The organism is Streptomyces sp. NBC_00096 (genome assembly GCF_045041305.1).
Classification (GTDB): domain Bacteria; phylum Actinomycetota; class Actinomycetes; order Streptomycetales; family Streptomycetaceae; genus Streptomyces.
In genome coordinates, this window is the sequence record NZ_CP108221.1 from 2571780 (window position 1) to 2585869 (window position 14090).

Sequence of the window (14090 nt, forward strand, 5' to 3'; positions counted from 1 at the left end):
TAAGGCCCGCTTTGGCTCCAGCGCGAATAACCCAGAGCTACTTTGAGTCCATTCGGCTAGCGTGGCGCCATGCATCTGATCTCCGTGAACCGCGGCCGCGCGACGGCCGTCGACTACACCGACGCCGAGGGCGGGCTGACCGGTCACGGCAAGGTCCCGGTCCCCGGCCCCGTACGGGTCTTCGCGCCGGGACCCAAGGGTGCCGGGGCCAGCGGGCTCGAGGGTGACGACGTCTGCGACCTGCGCCATCACGGCGGCGACCACCAGGCCGTGTACGCGTACGCCCGCGAGGACCTGGAGTGGTGGGAGCGCGAGCTGGGCCGCGGACTGCCCGGCGGGATCTTCGGGGAGAACTTCACGACCTCCGGCGTCGACGTGAACGGCGCCCTGCTCGGCGAGCGCTGGCGGGTCGGCCCCGACCTGGTCCTGGAGGTGGCCTCGGCCCGTATCCCGTGCCGGACCTTCCAGGGGGCGCTCGACGAGAAGGGCTGGGTCAAGCGGTTCACCCGGGAGGCCCGGCCGGGCGCCTACCTGCGGGTCGTCCGGGAGGGCTCGGTCTCGCCCGGCGACGCCATCGAGGTCGTGCACCGCCCGGACCACGAGGTCACGGTGGCGTTCTGGTTCCGCGCCTTCACCACCGAGCGGGAGCTGCTGGCGCGCACACTGGCGGCCGGTGACGCGCTGGAGCCGGGGGCACGGGACAAGGCACTGGCCCACGTGGAGAAGTACGGGAAGCGGGGCGACTAGGTTGCGCCTATGACGACTGCGTTGATTACGGGATCCACGGCGGGCATCGGCGCCGCCTTCGCCCGGCGGCTCGCCGCCCAGGGGCACAATCTGGTCCTGGTGGCCCGGGACACCAAGCGGCTGGGCGAGCAGGCCACCGAGCTGCACGACCGGCACGGCATCGAGGCCGAGGCACTGGCCGCCGACCTCTCCACGGAGGAGGGCATCTCGGCGGTCGAGAAGCGCCTCGGCGACCGCAAGCACCCGGTGGACCTGCTGGTCAACAACGCGGGCTTCGGCAACAAGGGCCGCTACCTCGAGGTCTCCATGGCCGACGAGCTGACCATGCTGAAGGTGCACATCGAGGCCGTGCTGCGGCTGACCTCGGCGGCGGCGGAGCCGATGCGCTCGCGCGGGCGCGGCGGAGTCATCAACGTGGCCTCGGTGGCCGCCTTCGTGCCGCGCGGCACCTACGGGGCGAGCAAGGCCTGGGTCGTGCAGTTCACGCAGGGGGCGGCCAAGGACCTGGCCGGCTCGGGCGTCCGGATGATGGCGCTGTGCCCGGGGTTCGTGCGCACCGAGTTCCACGAGCGCGCCGGCATGGGCACGGACAACATCCCCGGCTGGCTGTGGCTCGACGCCGACAAGCTGGTGGCGGCGGCCCTGGCCGATCTGGCACGGGGCAAGACCGTGTCGATCCCGGACCCGCGCTACAAGGCGCTGATGGGCGTGGTGAAGCTGGCCCCGCGCGGGCTGCTGGGCGGGGTCTCCTCCCGTACGGGGCGCAAGTACGGGCCCCAGTGACCGGGCTGACCACGCTGTGGCGACCTGTGAGTAAACGCGGCATATGGGTGAAATCTCCCTAGACTGGATGTGTCCCATCCAGCGCGGGAGGCGACGCGATGACATTCGTGCAAGTAATCGATTACGAGACGAAGCGGTTCGAGGAGATGAACGCCCTCATCGACCGCTACGCCGAGCAGACCGCGGGCAAGCGCACGGTCACCCACACGCTCATCGGCAAGGACCGCGACGCCCACACGCACTATGTGGACCTCGTCGAATTCCCCTCGTACGAAGAGGCCATGAGGAACTCTCAGCTCCCGGAGACGGACCGGATGTTCAAGGAGATGGTGGCCCTCTGCGACGGCATGCCCAAGTTCATGAACCTCGACGTGGTCCGCGACGAGTACCTCAACAAGCTCATCGTGAACCGGATGTTCGAGGAGATCGCGGTCAAGGGCAACATGGACGTCGTCGAGGAGTGCATCGCGGCCGACTACGTCAGCCACGACATCATGCAGACCGGTTCGGCGGGCAACGGCCGGGAAGGCCTGCGCCGGACCATCGGCATGTGGCGCGACGCCTTCGAGTTCACCTTCGACATGACGCGCCAGGTCGCCGAAGGGGACTGCGTGACCACGCTCTGGGACTGGAAGGGCACCCACAAGGGCGAGTTCATGGGGGTCGCGCCGACGGGCAGGGAAGTCTCCATGTCGGGCTGTACGACCTCCCGCATCGAGAACGGCCAGATCGCCGAAGACTGGTGGTACTACGACGCTCCGGGGCTCATGCGCCAGATGGGCGTGATGGCCGGCTAGCCGGCAGAACGGGCGAAGCCCCGGTCACCACCGCTTGGCAGCGGTGACCGGGGCTTCGTCGTGCTCGCTGACGAGGTCAGTGGCTGTGGCCGTGGCCACCGTGGCCGTGACCGGCGTCACCCTCGTCGTCGGCCGGCTTCTCGACGACCAGGGTCTCGGTCGTGAGCAGCAGGGACGCGATGGAAGCGGCGTTCTCCAGCGCGGAGCGGGTGACCTTGACCGGGTCGATGACGCCGGCCTTGACCAGGTCGCCGTACTCGCCGGTGGCGGCGTTGAAGCCCTGACCCTTCTCGAGCTCGGCGACCTTCGAGGTGATGACGTAGCCCTCGAGGCCGGCGTTCTCGGCGATCCAGCGCAGCGGCTCGACGGCGGCGCGGCGCACGACCGCGACACCGGTGGCCTCGTCGCCCGACAGGCCGAGGTTGCCTTCCAGCACCTTCACGGCGTGGACGAGAGCGGAGCCACCGCCGGAGACGATGCCCTCCTCGACCGCGGCGCGGGTCGCCGAGATGGCGTCCTCGAGACGGTGCTTCTTCTCCTTGAGCTCCACCTCGGTGGCGGCGCCGACCTTGATGACGCAGACGCCACCGGCGAGCTTCGCCAGGCGCTCCTGCAGCTTCTCGCGGTCCCAGTCCGAGTCGGTCGACTCGATCTCGGCCTTGATCTGGTTGACGCGGCCGAGGACCTCGTCGGAGCTGCCGCCACCGTCGACGATGGTGGTGCTGTCCTTGGAGATCGTGACGCGGCGGGCGGAGCCCAGTACGTCCAGACCGGCCTGGTCGAGCTTGAGGCCGACCTCCTCGGCGATGACGGTGGCACCGGTGAGGGTGGCCATGTCCTGGAGCATCGCCTTGCGGCGGTCACCGAAGCCGGGCGCCTTGACGGCGACGGCGTTGAAGGTGCCACGGATCTTGTTGACGACGAGGGTGGAGAGCGCCTCGCCCTCGACGTCCTCGGCGATGATCAGCAGGGGCTTGGAGGCGCCGGCCTGGATGACCTTCTCGAGCAGCGGCAGGAGGTCCTGGATGGAGGAGATCTTGCCCTGGTTGATCAGGATGTACGGGTCATCGAGGATGGCCTCCATACGCTCCTGGTCGGAAACCATGTACGGGGACAGGTAGCCCTTGTCGAAGGCCATGCCCTCGGTGAACTCGAGCTCCAGGCCGAAGGCGTTGGACTCCTCGACGGTGATGACACCGTCCTTGCCGACCTTGTCCATCGCCTCGGCGATGAGGTCACCGACCTGCTGGTCCTGCGCGGAGAGCGCGGCCACGGCGGCGATGTCGGACTTGTCCTCGATCGGGCGGGCGGTCGCGAGGAGCTCCTCGGACACGGCCTTGACCGCGGCGTCGATGCCCTTCTTCAGGGCGGCCGGGGAAGCACCCGCGGCGACGTTGCGCAGACCCTCGCGGACCAGCGCCTGGGCCAGGACGGTGGCGGTGGTGGTGCCGTCACCCGCGACGTCGTTGGTCTTGGTCGCGACCTCCTTGACGAGCTGCGCGCCAAGGTTCTCGTACGGGTCGTCCAGCTCGACCTCACGGGCGATGGTGACACCGTCGTTCGTGATGGTGGGAGCGCCGAACTTCTTGTCGATGACGACGTTGCGGCCCTTGGGGCCGATCGTCACCTTGACGGTGTCGGCAAGCTTGTTGACGCCGCGCTCGAGGGCGCGACGGGCGTCCTCGTCAAACTTGAGAATCTTCGGCATGGGAGCGGTTCAGCCCTCTCGTTGCTATCCCCGGCCGCTCACCGCGACCGCCTGTCAAGAACGAACTACGCCCCTCGCCGCCCGGCATCAGCAGGGGTGACCAGGGGCGCAGCTCAAAGCAAAACTGGAGAAGTGATTACTTCTCGATGATCGCGAGCACGTCGCGAGCCGAGAGGACGAGGTACTCCTCGCCGCTGTACTTCACTTCGGTGCCGCCGTACTTGGAGTACAGGACGATGTCGCCGACGGAGACGTCCAGCGGGAGACGCTGGCCGTCCTCGAAGCGACCCGGACCCACGGCGAGGACGACGCCCTCCTGGGGCTTCTCCTTCGCGGTGTCCGGGATGACCAGGCCAGAGGCCGTGGTCTGCTCGGCGTCGAGCGGCTGGACCACAATGCGGTCCTCGAGCGGCTTGATGGCAACCTTGGAGCTGGTGGTCGTCACGATCTGACCTTCCGCTTCGGAGATCCGGGGTTAATTGTCTGAGGTGGCGACCAGGTCGATCCGTCGTCGCGGGTGCCGGATCCGTCTGTCGCCGTGTTGGCACTCACCAGGGGCGAGTGCCAGACGCGAGACTATTCCGGGGATTAGCACTCGGTCAAGCGGAGTGCCAATACGCGCCGCTGGTTTCCCCCATTCCAGCCCGCCCGAACCCCACCCCGGGCTTCGCCGAACCCCACCCCGGGCGCCGCCCGAACCCCCTCGCCGCATGCACCGCCCGGACCCCCGCCGGCCGGGCCCTGGCCCCGGGCCACCACCAGCCCGAGCGAAGCCCGGACCCGCCTGACGCCGGGCCACCACCAGCCTGAGCGAAGCCCGGACCCTGCCGGCCCGGTCCCGCCCCGGGCCACCACCAGCCCGGGCGCTGCCTGGACCGCCTCGCCTCATGCGCCGCCCGGACCCCTCGCCTCAATCGCCGGCGGGGCTGAATCGACCCCCGACCGTCCGGAAAATCCAGCCCCTCCGGCGTTTGAGGAGCGGGGTCTGGGGCGGAGCCCCAGGGGGCTTGGGCGAAGCCCGGGCCTGCGGATGCGGGCAGGCCTGATTCATCCAGCCCCGCCAGCGATTGAGGCCCGGGGTACGGGGACCCAGGGGGCCGGGCGGAGCCCGGGGGCCTATCCGTGGCCGGGGAGCGGCGTGGTGGGTCCGGTATGTGAGGCTTGGGGCATGCGCATCCTGGTCGTCGAAGACGAAGTGGGCCTCGCCGAGTCACTGCGGCGCGGCCTCTCCGCCGACGGCCACTGGATCGACCTCGCCCACGACGGCCACCGCGGCCTGGACCTCGCCCTCACCGGAGGCCCGTACGAGGTCGTCCTCCTCGACCTGATGCTCCCCGGCCTGTCGGGCTACGAGATCTGCAGGCGGATGCGGGCCCACGGCGTCACCACCCCCGTGCTGATGCTGACCGCGAAGGACGGCGAGTACGACGAGGCCGAGGGCCTGGACTCCGGCGCCGACGACTACCTGACGAAACCGTTCTCCTTCGTCGTCCTCGCCGCCCGGCTCCGCGCGCTCGCCCGCCGCACCGCCGCCGGCGCCCCCCAGCAGCCCAGCGTGCTGCAGGCCGGCGACCTCGTCCTGGATCCCCTCGGCCGCCGCTGCCGCCGGGGTCCGCAGGAGATCGAGCTGACGGCCCGCGAGCTCGGCGTACTGGCCTGCCTGATGGAGCAGCCCGGCCGGGCCGTCGCCAAGCAGGACATCCTCGACGAGGTCTGGGACACCCCGCACGGCATCGACCCGAACATCGTCGAGGTCTACGTCTCCTCGCTCCGCCGGAAGATCGACGCCCCCTTCGGCCGCCGCTCGATCCTCACCGTCCACGGCACCGGCTACCGGATGGCCCCGGACGGTGGATAACCCCCCGCCCCGGCCCGGACCCCGGCCCCGGCCCCGGCGGCTCGGCAGCCTGCGGGCGCGCGCCGCAGCCGCGGCCGCCCTGGCGATGGCCGCCGTACTCGCCGCGGGCGGGCTGTGGCTGTACACCCTGCTGCGCGCCAACCTCATCGAGAACACCACCGGCCGCACCGAGCTCGCCGCCCGCAAGGTCGCCGCCCAGGTCGACACCGGGATCCTCCCGGCCGACGGCCGGCTGGGGGCGCCCGAGGGCGGGGTGGACCTGGTCCTCGTGCGGAACGCGGCCGGCACCGTCGTGGCCACCAGCGGGGAGCTGAAGGACACCCCCGAGCTCACCGAGCTGCGCCCCGCGCCCGGCTCCGACTCCCGTTCGGCCGTCCTGCCGCCCGCGCGCCCCGGCGCACAGCGGCGCGTGGTGGTCGCCGTGGAGGCGCCGGGCCCGGCGGGCCCGCCGGGGGCGCACGCCCCGCACACCGTCTACGCCGCGACCGTGCTCGGTGACGTGGACGACGCCAACCGGGCGCTCGCAGTGGGTCTGCTGGCCGGCGCGCCCCCGCTGATCGCCTTCTCGGCGGCCCTGGCCTGGTGGGTGACGGGGCACGCGCTGCGCCCGGTCACCGCGATCCGCACGGAGCTGGCCGCGGTCACCGCGAGCGAGCTGGACCGGCGGGTCCCCGACCCGGGCGGCGCGGACGAGATCGCGCGGCTGGCCCGGACCGTCAACGACACGCTCGACCGGCTGGAGCGCAGCGACGCCCGGCAGCGGCAGTTCACCGCCGATGCCTCGCACGAGCTGCGCAACCCCCTCGCGGCCGTCCGCTCCCGGCTGGAGGTGGCGCTGCGGGACCCCGACCGGGAGTCGGTGGCGGCCGCGCTGGCCGACACCGAGCGACTGCAGGGGATCGCGGCCGATCTGCTCCTGCTGGCCCGGCTGGACGGCGGACCCGCGCCGCGCACCGAGCCGGTGGACCTCGCGCTGCTGGCCGCCGAGGACGTGGCGCGGCGCCCGGAGCGCGGGGCCCGGCTACGGCTGGACGCGCGGGCCCCCGTACCGGCCTCCGGGGACCCGGCGCGGCTGGAGCGGGCGCTGGCCAACCTGGTGGACAACGCCCTGCGGTACGCCCGTACCGGGGTCGTGGTCCGGGCCGCGGCCGAGGACGGCTGGGCGCTGCTGGAGGTCACGGACGACGGGCCGGGCATCCCGGAGGCGGACCGGGACCGGGTCTTCGAGCGGTTCGTACGCCTGGACGCGGACCGGGGCCGGGCCAGCGGCGGCACCGGCCTGGGCCTGGCCATCGCCCGGGAACTCGCCCGGGCACACGGCGGCGACGTCCAGGCCCTCCCCGCCCCCACCGGGGGCGCCCGCCTGGTACTGCGCGTGCCCGCGACGACCCCGCCCGCATCGGCCCCACCCCCGCCGGCCCCGCCCACGTAGACCCCGCCCCCTCAAGCCCCGGCGACTGAGGTGCGGGGGCCGGGGGCGGCGCCTCCGGGAGCGGCGCCGCCCCCGGGTCGCCCAGGTGGCGGGCCCCGCCCCTGAAGGCGGCTTCAGGACCCTCAGGATTCCTTCAGCAGCGCTCCCCCAGCATCGACAAGCATGAGCGCCCACCGCAGGAAGCCCCCGGAACCGCCGAGCCAGGCCCCCGCGTCCCGCCGCCGCGGGCGATCCCGCCGGACCCGTCTCACGCGCACCCTGCTGGCGACCGGCTGCGCCCTGGTGGTGCTCGCGGGCGCGACCGCCTGGTACCTGTACGACGACCTCGCCTCCTCCATCGGCAGCTCCAAGGCGCTGGAGGGCGCCGAGAAGTCCAAGCACGGCGACACCAACATCCTGCTGATGGGCCTGGACAGCCGCCGGGACCAGAACGGCGAGCCGCTGCCGGAGGACGTCCTCGACAAACTGCACGCGGGCAGCTCGGACATCGGCGGCTACAACACCAACACCCTGATCCTGCTCCACGTACCCGCCGACGGCGGCCGGGCGAAGGCCTTCTCGGTCCCCCGCGACGACTTCGTCGAGCTGCGCGGCGTGCCCGGGTTCACCGGCAAGGCCAAGATCAAGGAGGCGTACGGGCGGGCGAAGGCCAAGGTCGAGGAGCAGCTCTCCGCCCAGGGGGTCAAGGACCGGCGGCAGCTGGAGACCGCGGGGCGCGAGGCGGGGCGCAAGGCGGAGATCGACACGGTGCGCGGCTTCCTGGGTGTCCCGATCGACCACTTCGCCGAGCTGAACCTGGCCGGCTTCTACCACCTGGCGGACGCGCTGGACGGCGTACCGGTGTGTCTGAAGAAGCCGGTGAAGGACGGCTACTCGGGCGCCGATTTCCCGGCCGGTCGCCAGACGCTCAACGGCCAGCAGTCGCTGGCCTTCGTACGGCAGCGGCACGGCCTGACCAACGGCGACCTGGACCGGACGAAGCGGCAGCAGGCCTTCCTGGCGGGTGCGACGTACAAGCTGAACCAGGCCGGGACCTTCACCGATCCGGTGAAGCTGATCAAACTGATCGACTCGGCGAAGCAGGACGTCGTGACCGATCAGGGGTGGGACCTGCTGTCGTTCGTGAAGCAGGCGAAGAACCTGTCGGGGGGCAACGTGGAGTTTGTGACCCTTCCCATCGAGCGGTACGACAGGAACCATGGCGCCGAGATAAACGTCGTAGACGATATGAAGATAAAGCGCCTCATTGCCGAGCAGATCGGTCCCGGGGCCGCTGCGAGCCCGAGCGCACCGGGCGGCGGCGCTCCGTCCTCACCCGGGCCCGCCTCGCCCGGGCCCGCCCCGTCACAGAGCAGCGGAAGCAGCGGAAGCAGTAGCAGCGGAACCCCCGCCATCGACGGCGGCGGCGTCCCGTGCGTGGACTGAAGCCCCTGACGTCGGCGGGCGCGCGCCGCCGTACCGAAGCGCTGCTGCTCGTCCTCGTCCTCGCCGTGACCATCTCCGGCCACATCAGCGCCGGCCTGGCGATGAACGACGCGCTGCCTCCCGGCCTCACCGGCTTCGTGATCAGCCTGACGCTGCTCGCGCTGGTGGGGCACCTGGCCGTGCGCCGGTTCGCGGCGTACGCGGATCCGCTGATCTTCCCGCTGGCCCTGCTGCTGACGGGGATGGGGCTGGTGCTGCTGCACCGCCTCGACCAGGGGTACATCGAGCGGTTCAAGGGTGCGGCGGCGAACGCGCCCGGCCAGCTCATGTGGTCGGTGGTCGGCGTCGCGGCCTGCGTCGCGGTGCTGGGGATCCTGCGCGACCACCGGCTGCTGCAGCGGTTCATCTACATCACGATGGTGGCCGCGCTGGTGGCCCTGATCGCGCCGGCGTTCTTCGGCGCGGACACCTACGGAGCCAAGCGCTGGATCATCATCGGCGGGCTCTCGCTCCAGCCCGGCGAGTTCGTGAAGATCATGATCGCGGTCTTCTTCGCCGGCTACCTGGTGATCCACCGGGACGCGCTGGCCCTGTCGGGACGCAAGTTCCTGGGCATGCGGCTGCCCCCGATGCGCCAGCTCGGCCCCATCATCACGGTGTGGATCATCTCGCTGCTCGTACTGGTCTTCGAGCGCGACCTCGGCACCTCGCTGATCTTCTTCGGCGTCTTCGTGGTGATGCTCTACGTGGCCACCGAGCGCACCAGCTGGATCGTCTGCGGCCTACTGCTGGCCTCGGCGGGCGCCTTCGTCGTGGGTTCGACGGAACCGCACGTCAAGGGGCGCGTGGCCGCCTGGCTGGATCCGCTGTCGTACTACTGGAAGGACCGGCCGCCGGGCGTCATCTCCGACCAGTCGGCGCAGGCCCTGTTCAGCTTCGGCACGGGCGGCGTCACGGGCACGGGGCTCGGGATGGGCCACCCGGAGCTGATCGGGTTCGCGGGCCGCAGCGACTTCATCCTGACGACGGTGGGCGAGGAACTCGGCCTGGCCGGCGTCATGGCCGTCCTGGTCCTCTACGCACTCCTCGTGCAGCGGGGGCTGCGGATGGCGCTCGGCGCCCGGGACCCGTTCGGCAAGCTGCTGGCGGTGGGCCTGTCGGCCGCGCTGGCCCTCCAGGTCTTCGTGGTGGCGGGGGGCGTCACGGGGCTGATCCCGCTGACGGGCAAGGCCCTGCCGTTCCTGGCCGCGGGCGGCTCGTCCCTCCTGGCCAACTGGATCATGATCGCCCTGCTGCTGCGCATCTCCGACAGCACGGAGAGACAGCGCGAGGCGGACGCCCGGGGCCCGGTGGAGACGACGATCACGCCGGTGGTCGCATCGGGGCCGGATCCCCACCCGGCCGCACCCCTCGGGTAGCCCCGCGGACAGCCCCCTGTGGGGGCTCCCCTACAGGTACTCCCGTGCGGGCGCTCCGATATGCGGGCGCTCCCCTACAGGTAGTCCTCCACCCGCCCGATCCGGTAGCCCTGCTCCTGTATCCGCTGGAGCATCCGGGTCGTCATCTCGATCTCCGTCGCGCCCTTGAGCTCGGCGGGGCCCCGGAAGTGGGCCAGGATGATGTCGCCCGGTTTGAGGGCGGAGCCTTCGGCGTACTGGAAGTTGTTGATCTGCATCGACACCCGCCACAGGAGCACCTGCGATATCCCGCACTCGTGCGCGGCCCGGAGCGTGTCGTCGTTGTAGTTGCCGTACGGCGGGCGGAATCGCGTCGGCCGCGTACCGAATCGTTTCTCCAGGCGTTCCTGCTGCCCGCATATCTCCTTCTTCTGTCCCTCGAAGGACAGGGTCCGCAGATTCGGGTGCGTCAGGGTGTGGTTGTTTATCGTGCTGCCGGAGCCGTTGTCGCGGAGCTTCTCGAAGTGGCCGTAGTCCGCCGAGGCGATGTTGTCCGTGAGGAACATGCTGATCGGCAGCTTCAGATCGGCGGCCATCTTCAGGAATTCGGGGTTCTTCTCGGCGCCGTCGTCGAACGTCAGGAAGACGACCTTGTCGTCCACCGGGACGGGTATTCGGTCGATGACCTGGGCCCGGCCCGGCTTCGCCGCCGGGATGAGGGGTTTGGCCGCCGGCTTGGGCGCGTACTGGAGGGGGGCGTTCAGCCCCCACTTCCGGTACGCCTCGGTCCCGGCCTGTCCCGGCGCGGAAGCGGAAGGCGAGGCCGCCCCCGGGGCCGCCCCCGAAGGCGACGCGGACCCGTCGGCCCCCGTCGCCTTGGGACCCAGCCGTTCCGTGGGATCCGCACCGCCCCCGCACCCCGCCAGGGACAGCGCGAGCGCACCGGCCATCACCGTTGCGGCCACCAGCCGGCGCGCGTACCTCACAAGTAATCCTCCAGGCGGGCCACGGCATACCCCTTGTCCGTGACGGTCTTCATCACATGACGGATCATGTCAGTCATGCTGCCCTTCCAGTCTTCCTTGCCCCGGAAGTGCGTGAGGATGATGTCACCAGGATGCAGGTCCCGGTCCCATTCCCGCCAGTCCATCCGGTTCGGGAAGGCCTCTTCGTTCCACAGCGGCACGGCCTTGATCCCACAGGACTTGGCCGCGCGCAGCGTGTCCTCGTTGTAGTTCCCGTACGGCGGGCGGAACAGCGTCGGCCGCTTGCCGAACTGCTTCTCGATCGTGTCCTGCTGCCCGCAGATCTCCTCGCGCTGCTTCTCGTAGGAGAGCGCGGGCATGTAGCGGTGGTTGAGCGTGTGGTTGTTGAGCGTGACGCCCGCCGACTGCATCTCCTTGAAGTACGGGTAGTTGTCCCGCACCAGGTAGTCGCTCAGGAAGGCGGTGTACGGGAGCTTCAGCTCCTGCATCATCTTCAGGAACTCGGGGTCCTTCTCGGCGCCGTCGTCGATGGTCAGGAAGACGACCTTCTCCTCCGTGGGGACGGTGGTGAAGACGGGCGGCAGTTCGTCACCGCCCTCGACCTCGAAGCCCTCGCGGGTGGTGATCTCCGGCTTCTTCTTGGGCGCCTCCGGAGCCATGAGCGGCGGCTTGGCCAGCTTCCATTTCTTCGCCGCGACGGCCCTCGCCTGCTGGGCGGCCTTCAGCTTCTCGGCGTGGCTGCCGAGCGCCCCGGCCGCGCCGGCCGGCTCGGCGCCCGCGGCCGCCTTCGCCTTCGCGGCCTTGTCCGGCGCTTCGGAACCGCCGGCTCCGCAGCCCGTGCCCAGTGCGGCGACGAGCAGTGCGGCCATCGCGGCCGTCCCCAACCGGCCGCGCGTGACTGCCGCGATCCGGTGACCCTGTTGCGTCTTAAGTTCCTTTTGTCGGACTAGCTGCATAGCTCGGGATCCTTACACCCCGCGCGCCCGGGCCCGGCCCGACACCGCGATCGGAATCCGACCTTCCTCCGACTGGCCCACCGTGGCCGACAATGGACCCCGTGACCCCCGAAGACTTCGCCGCGCTCCTCACCCCCGAGGGCCGCGCCCTCCTCGAATCGCTCCGGGACTACGACCCCGCCCAGGAGCTCGCGTACGCCACCCGGCTGCGCCGCGAGCACCCCGCCGCACTGGTCTCCGCCGCCCTGGGCCAGGCCCGGCTGCGCCAACGGGCGGTGGCGAAGTTCGGGGCCGAGGACGCCCACCGGATGTACTTCACCCCCGGCGGCGGCGAGATGGCCACCCGCGCGTCGGTGGCCTCGTACCGCGCCGAGCGGCTCGCCGCCCTGGGCGTACGCAGCCTCGCGGACCTGTGCTGCGGCATCGGCGGCGACGCCCTGGCCCTGGCCCGGCTCGGCATCCGCGTGCTGGCGGTGGACCACGACCCGCTCACCGTCGCCGTCGCGCGCGCCAATGCCGGGGCGCTGGGGCTGGCGGACCTGATCGAGGTCCGGGAGGCGGATGTGACGGAGGTCGACACCGCCGGGTACGACGCCGTCTTCATCGACCCGGCCCGCCGGGGAGGACGCGGCCGGATCTTCGACCCGGAGTCCTACTCCCCGCCGCTGTCGTGGGCCGTGGAGACCGCCCGCGCCGCGAAGTTCGCCGCCATCAAGATCGCCCCCGGGATCCCCCACGAGGCCGTGCCGGCGGAGGCCGCGGCCGAGTGGATCTCCGACCAGGGGGACGTGAAGGAGGCCGTCCTGTGGTTCGGGACCGCCCCCGGCGAGATCCGCGCCACCCTGCTGCCCGGCCCGCGCGCGCTGGCGACCGCCGAGCCGCTGCCCGACCCGGCGGCCGGGCCCGTCGGCCGCTACCTCTACGAGCCCGACGGCGCCGTGATCCGGGCCCACCTCGTCGCCGAGGTGGCCGAGCAGCTGGACGGCCGGCTGATCGACCCGACCATCGCGTACATCACCGCCGACGAGCTGCGCGAGACCCCGTACGCGACCTCGTACGAGATCACCGACGTGCTGCCCTTCGGGCTGAAGAAGCTCAAGGCCCTGCTGCGCGAGCGCGGGGTCGGCATCCTGACGGTGAAGAAGCGCGGCTCCGCGATCGAGCCGGAGGAACTGCGCAAGAAGGTGAAGCCGCAGGGGCCGAACTCCGCGACCGTGTTCCTGACCCGGGTCGCCGGGGCGCCCTCGATGCTGATCGGCTCCCCGGTGGGGCTCCGGCCGCGCGGCGGCGCCTGACGGACGGGCCGCGCCGGGCGGACCGGCCGCGCCTCGCGAACCCGCCGCGCCTGACGGACCGGACCCCCTAGACCTGACCCCCTAGACCGGACCGCCGTGGAAGGCCCGCACCGCCCACCGGTAGTGCGCGCCCGCCTTGCCCAGGCCCAGCAGGCCGGTGATCCACAGGATCAGGCCGAGGCCCATGGTGTAGGCGACCTCGCCGTACGTGTCCCCGCCGGGCCGGGCCGAAGCCGCCGACCCGAAGGTCACCCAGAGGCCGAAGGCGCCCAGGGCGAAGGAGGCCAGCAGCCAGGTCAGGCTGCGCCCCGGCGCGCGTACGGCGGCGTCCGTGGGCGGGTCGCGGTCCAGCTCCGCCCACGCGCACAGCAGCCGCCGCACCTGCCGGTCCCGCTTGGCGCCCCAGGCGAACCAGAACCCGGCCGGTATCAGCACGCCCACACCGAGCACGCCGAAGATGAGCCCGAAGAGGTACGAGAGCGGGTCGTGCGTCTCGATGGCCATCAGTGCCATGCCCACGAAGGACCAGCCGAGGGCGAAGACCGCCGAGACCGCCCAGAGCAGCAGCAGCCGGCCGAAGCCCAGGCTGCGCCGCCCCAACTCGCTCAGGAAACGGGCGCGATCGGCCCGTACGGTGTCCTGGTCGAGCCAGGCGCGCAGGTGCGCGGGAGGGGGCGGCGGCGGCAGGTCACGGCGGGGCATGCGC

The 14090-nt window shown here is 71.5% G+C and carries 13 protein-coding genes; 8 read left to right on the forward strand and 5 right to left on the reverse strand.

Translation table 11 applies throughout. The features are described 5' to 3' along the window. Positions 1 to 69 precede the first annotated feature (69 nt). The 3 genes from OG904_RS10935 to OG904_RS10945 all read left to right on the forward strand — a co-directional run bounded on the left by OG904_RS10935 (position 70) and on the right by OG904_RS10945 (position 2327). Positions 70 to 747: an MOSC domain-containing protein gene (locus tag OG904_RS10935; protein WP_405489799.1), complete on the forward strand. Its 678-nt coding sequence runs from the start codon at positions 70 to 72 to the stop codon at positions 745 to 747. Between the two features lie 9 nt (positions 748 to 756). Continuing rightward, the gene (locus tag OG904_RS10940; protein ID WP_405489801.1) at positions 757 to 1530 is read left to right on the forward strand and encodes an SDR family NAD(P)-dependent oxidoreductase; all 774 of its coding nucleotides are present in this window, start codon (positions 757 to 759) and stop codon (positions 1528 to 1530) included. A gap of 98 nt (positions 1531 to 1628) precedes the next feature. Beyond that, entirely contained in the window at positions 1629 to 2327 is a 699-nt protein-coding gene (locus OG904_RS10945) for an ester cyclase (protein WP_405489803.1), read from the forward strand. A 76-nt stretch (positions 2328 to 2403) separates the two neighbouring features. Here OG904_RS10945 and groL read toward each other — a convergent pair whose 3' ends face one another. Together groL and groES are read right to left on the reverse strand one after the other, a co-directional pair. Then, positions 2404 to 4035 (reverse strand): chaperonin GroEL, encoded by a 1632-nt coding sequence (groL, locus tag OG904_RS10950; RefSeq protein WP_399376381.1) that lies wholly within the window; start codon positions 4033 to 4035, stop codon positions 2404 to 2406. 136 nt (positions 4036 to 4171) lie between these two features. Continuing rightward, on the reverse strand, positions 4172 to 4480 hold the full coding sequence (gene groES / locus OG904_RS10955; protein WP_030154760.1) for a co-chaperone GroES: 309 nt from the start codon (positions 4478 to 4480) through the stop codon (positions 4172 to 4174). Between the two features lie 723 nt (positions 4481 to 5203). On the opposite strand from groES, the gene OG904_RS10960 reads away from it, so the two are divergent. The 4 genes from OG904_RS10960 to OG904_RS10975 all read left to right on the forward strand — a co-directional run bounded on the left by OG904_RS10960 (position 5204) and on the right by OG904_RS10975 (position 10168). Further along, positions 5204 to 5893 carry a response regulator transcription factor gene (locus tag OG904_RS10960; protein ID WP_405489806.1) on the forward strand — a complete coding sequence of 230 codons (690 nt, stop codon included), beginning with the start codon at positions 5204 to 5206 and terminating at the stop codon, positions 5891 to 5893. Further along, on the forward strand, positions 5886 to 7325 hold the full coding sequence (locus OG904_RS10965) for a sensor histidine kinase (protein WP_405489808.1): 1440 nt from the start codon (positions 5886 to 5888) through the stop codon (positions 7323 to 7325). The genes OG904_RS10960 and OG904_RS10965 overlap by 8 nt, the downstream gene beginning before the upstream one ends. A gap of 162 nt (positions 7326 to 7487) precedes the next feature. Further along, on the forward strand, positions 7488 to 8750 hold the full coding sequence (locus OG904_RS10970; RefSeq protein WP_405489810.1) for an LCP family protein: 1263 nt from the start codon (positions 7488 to 7490) through the stop codon (positions 8748 to 8750). Next, positions 8738 to 10168, forward strand: coding sequence for an FtsW/RodA/SpoVE family cell cycle protein (locus OG904_RS10975; RefSeq protein ID WP_405489812.1), 1431 nt, complete (start codon positions 8738 to 8740; stop codon positions 10166 to 10168). The genes OG904_RS10970 and OG904_RS10975 overlap by 13 nt, the downstream gene beginning before the upstream one ends. 74 nt (positions 10169 to 10242) lie before the next feature. Here OG904_RS10975 and OG904_RS10980 read toward each other — a convergent pair whose 3' ends face one another. Continuing rightward, on the reverse strand, positions 10243 to 11115 hold the full coding sequence (locus OG904_RS10980; RefSeq protein ID WP_405497936.1) for a polysaccharide deacetylase family protein: 873 nt from the start codon (positions 11113 to 11115) through the stop codon (positions 10243 to 10245). A 14-nt stretch (positions 11116 to 11129) separates the two neighbouring features. After that, on the reverse strand, positions 11130 to 12089 hold the full coding sequence (locus tag OG904_RS10985) for a polysaccharide deacetylase family protein (RefSeq protein ID WP_405489814.1): 960 nt from the start codon (positions 12087 to 12089) through the stop codon (positions 11130 to 11132). Positions 12090 to 12181: 92 nt separating this feature from the next. Between OG904_RS10985 and OG904_RS10990 the strand changes: the two genes are divergently transcribed. Beyond that, positions 12182 to 13384 (forward strand): THUMP-like domain-containing protein, encoded by a 1203-nt coding sequence (locus OG904_RS10990; protein WP_405489816.1) that lies wholly within the window; start codon positions 12182 to 12184, stop codon positions 13382 to 13384. A gap of 81 nt (positions 13385 to 13465) precedes the next feature. Here the strand turns inward: OG904_RS10990 and OG904_RS10995 are convergent, their stop codons facing one another. Further along, positions 13466 to 14086, reverse strand: coding sequence for a hypothetical protein (locus OG904_RS10995; protein ID WP_405489818.1), 621 nt, complete (start codon positions 14084 to 14086; stop codon positions 13466 to 13468). Positions 14087 to 14090 lie beyond the last annotated feature (4 nt).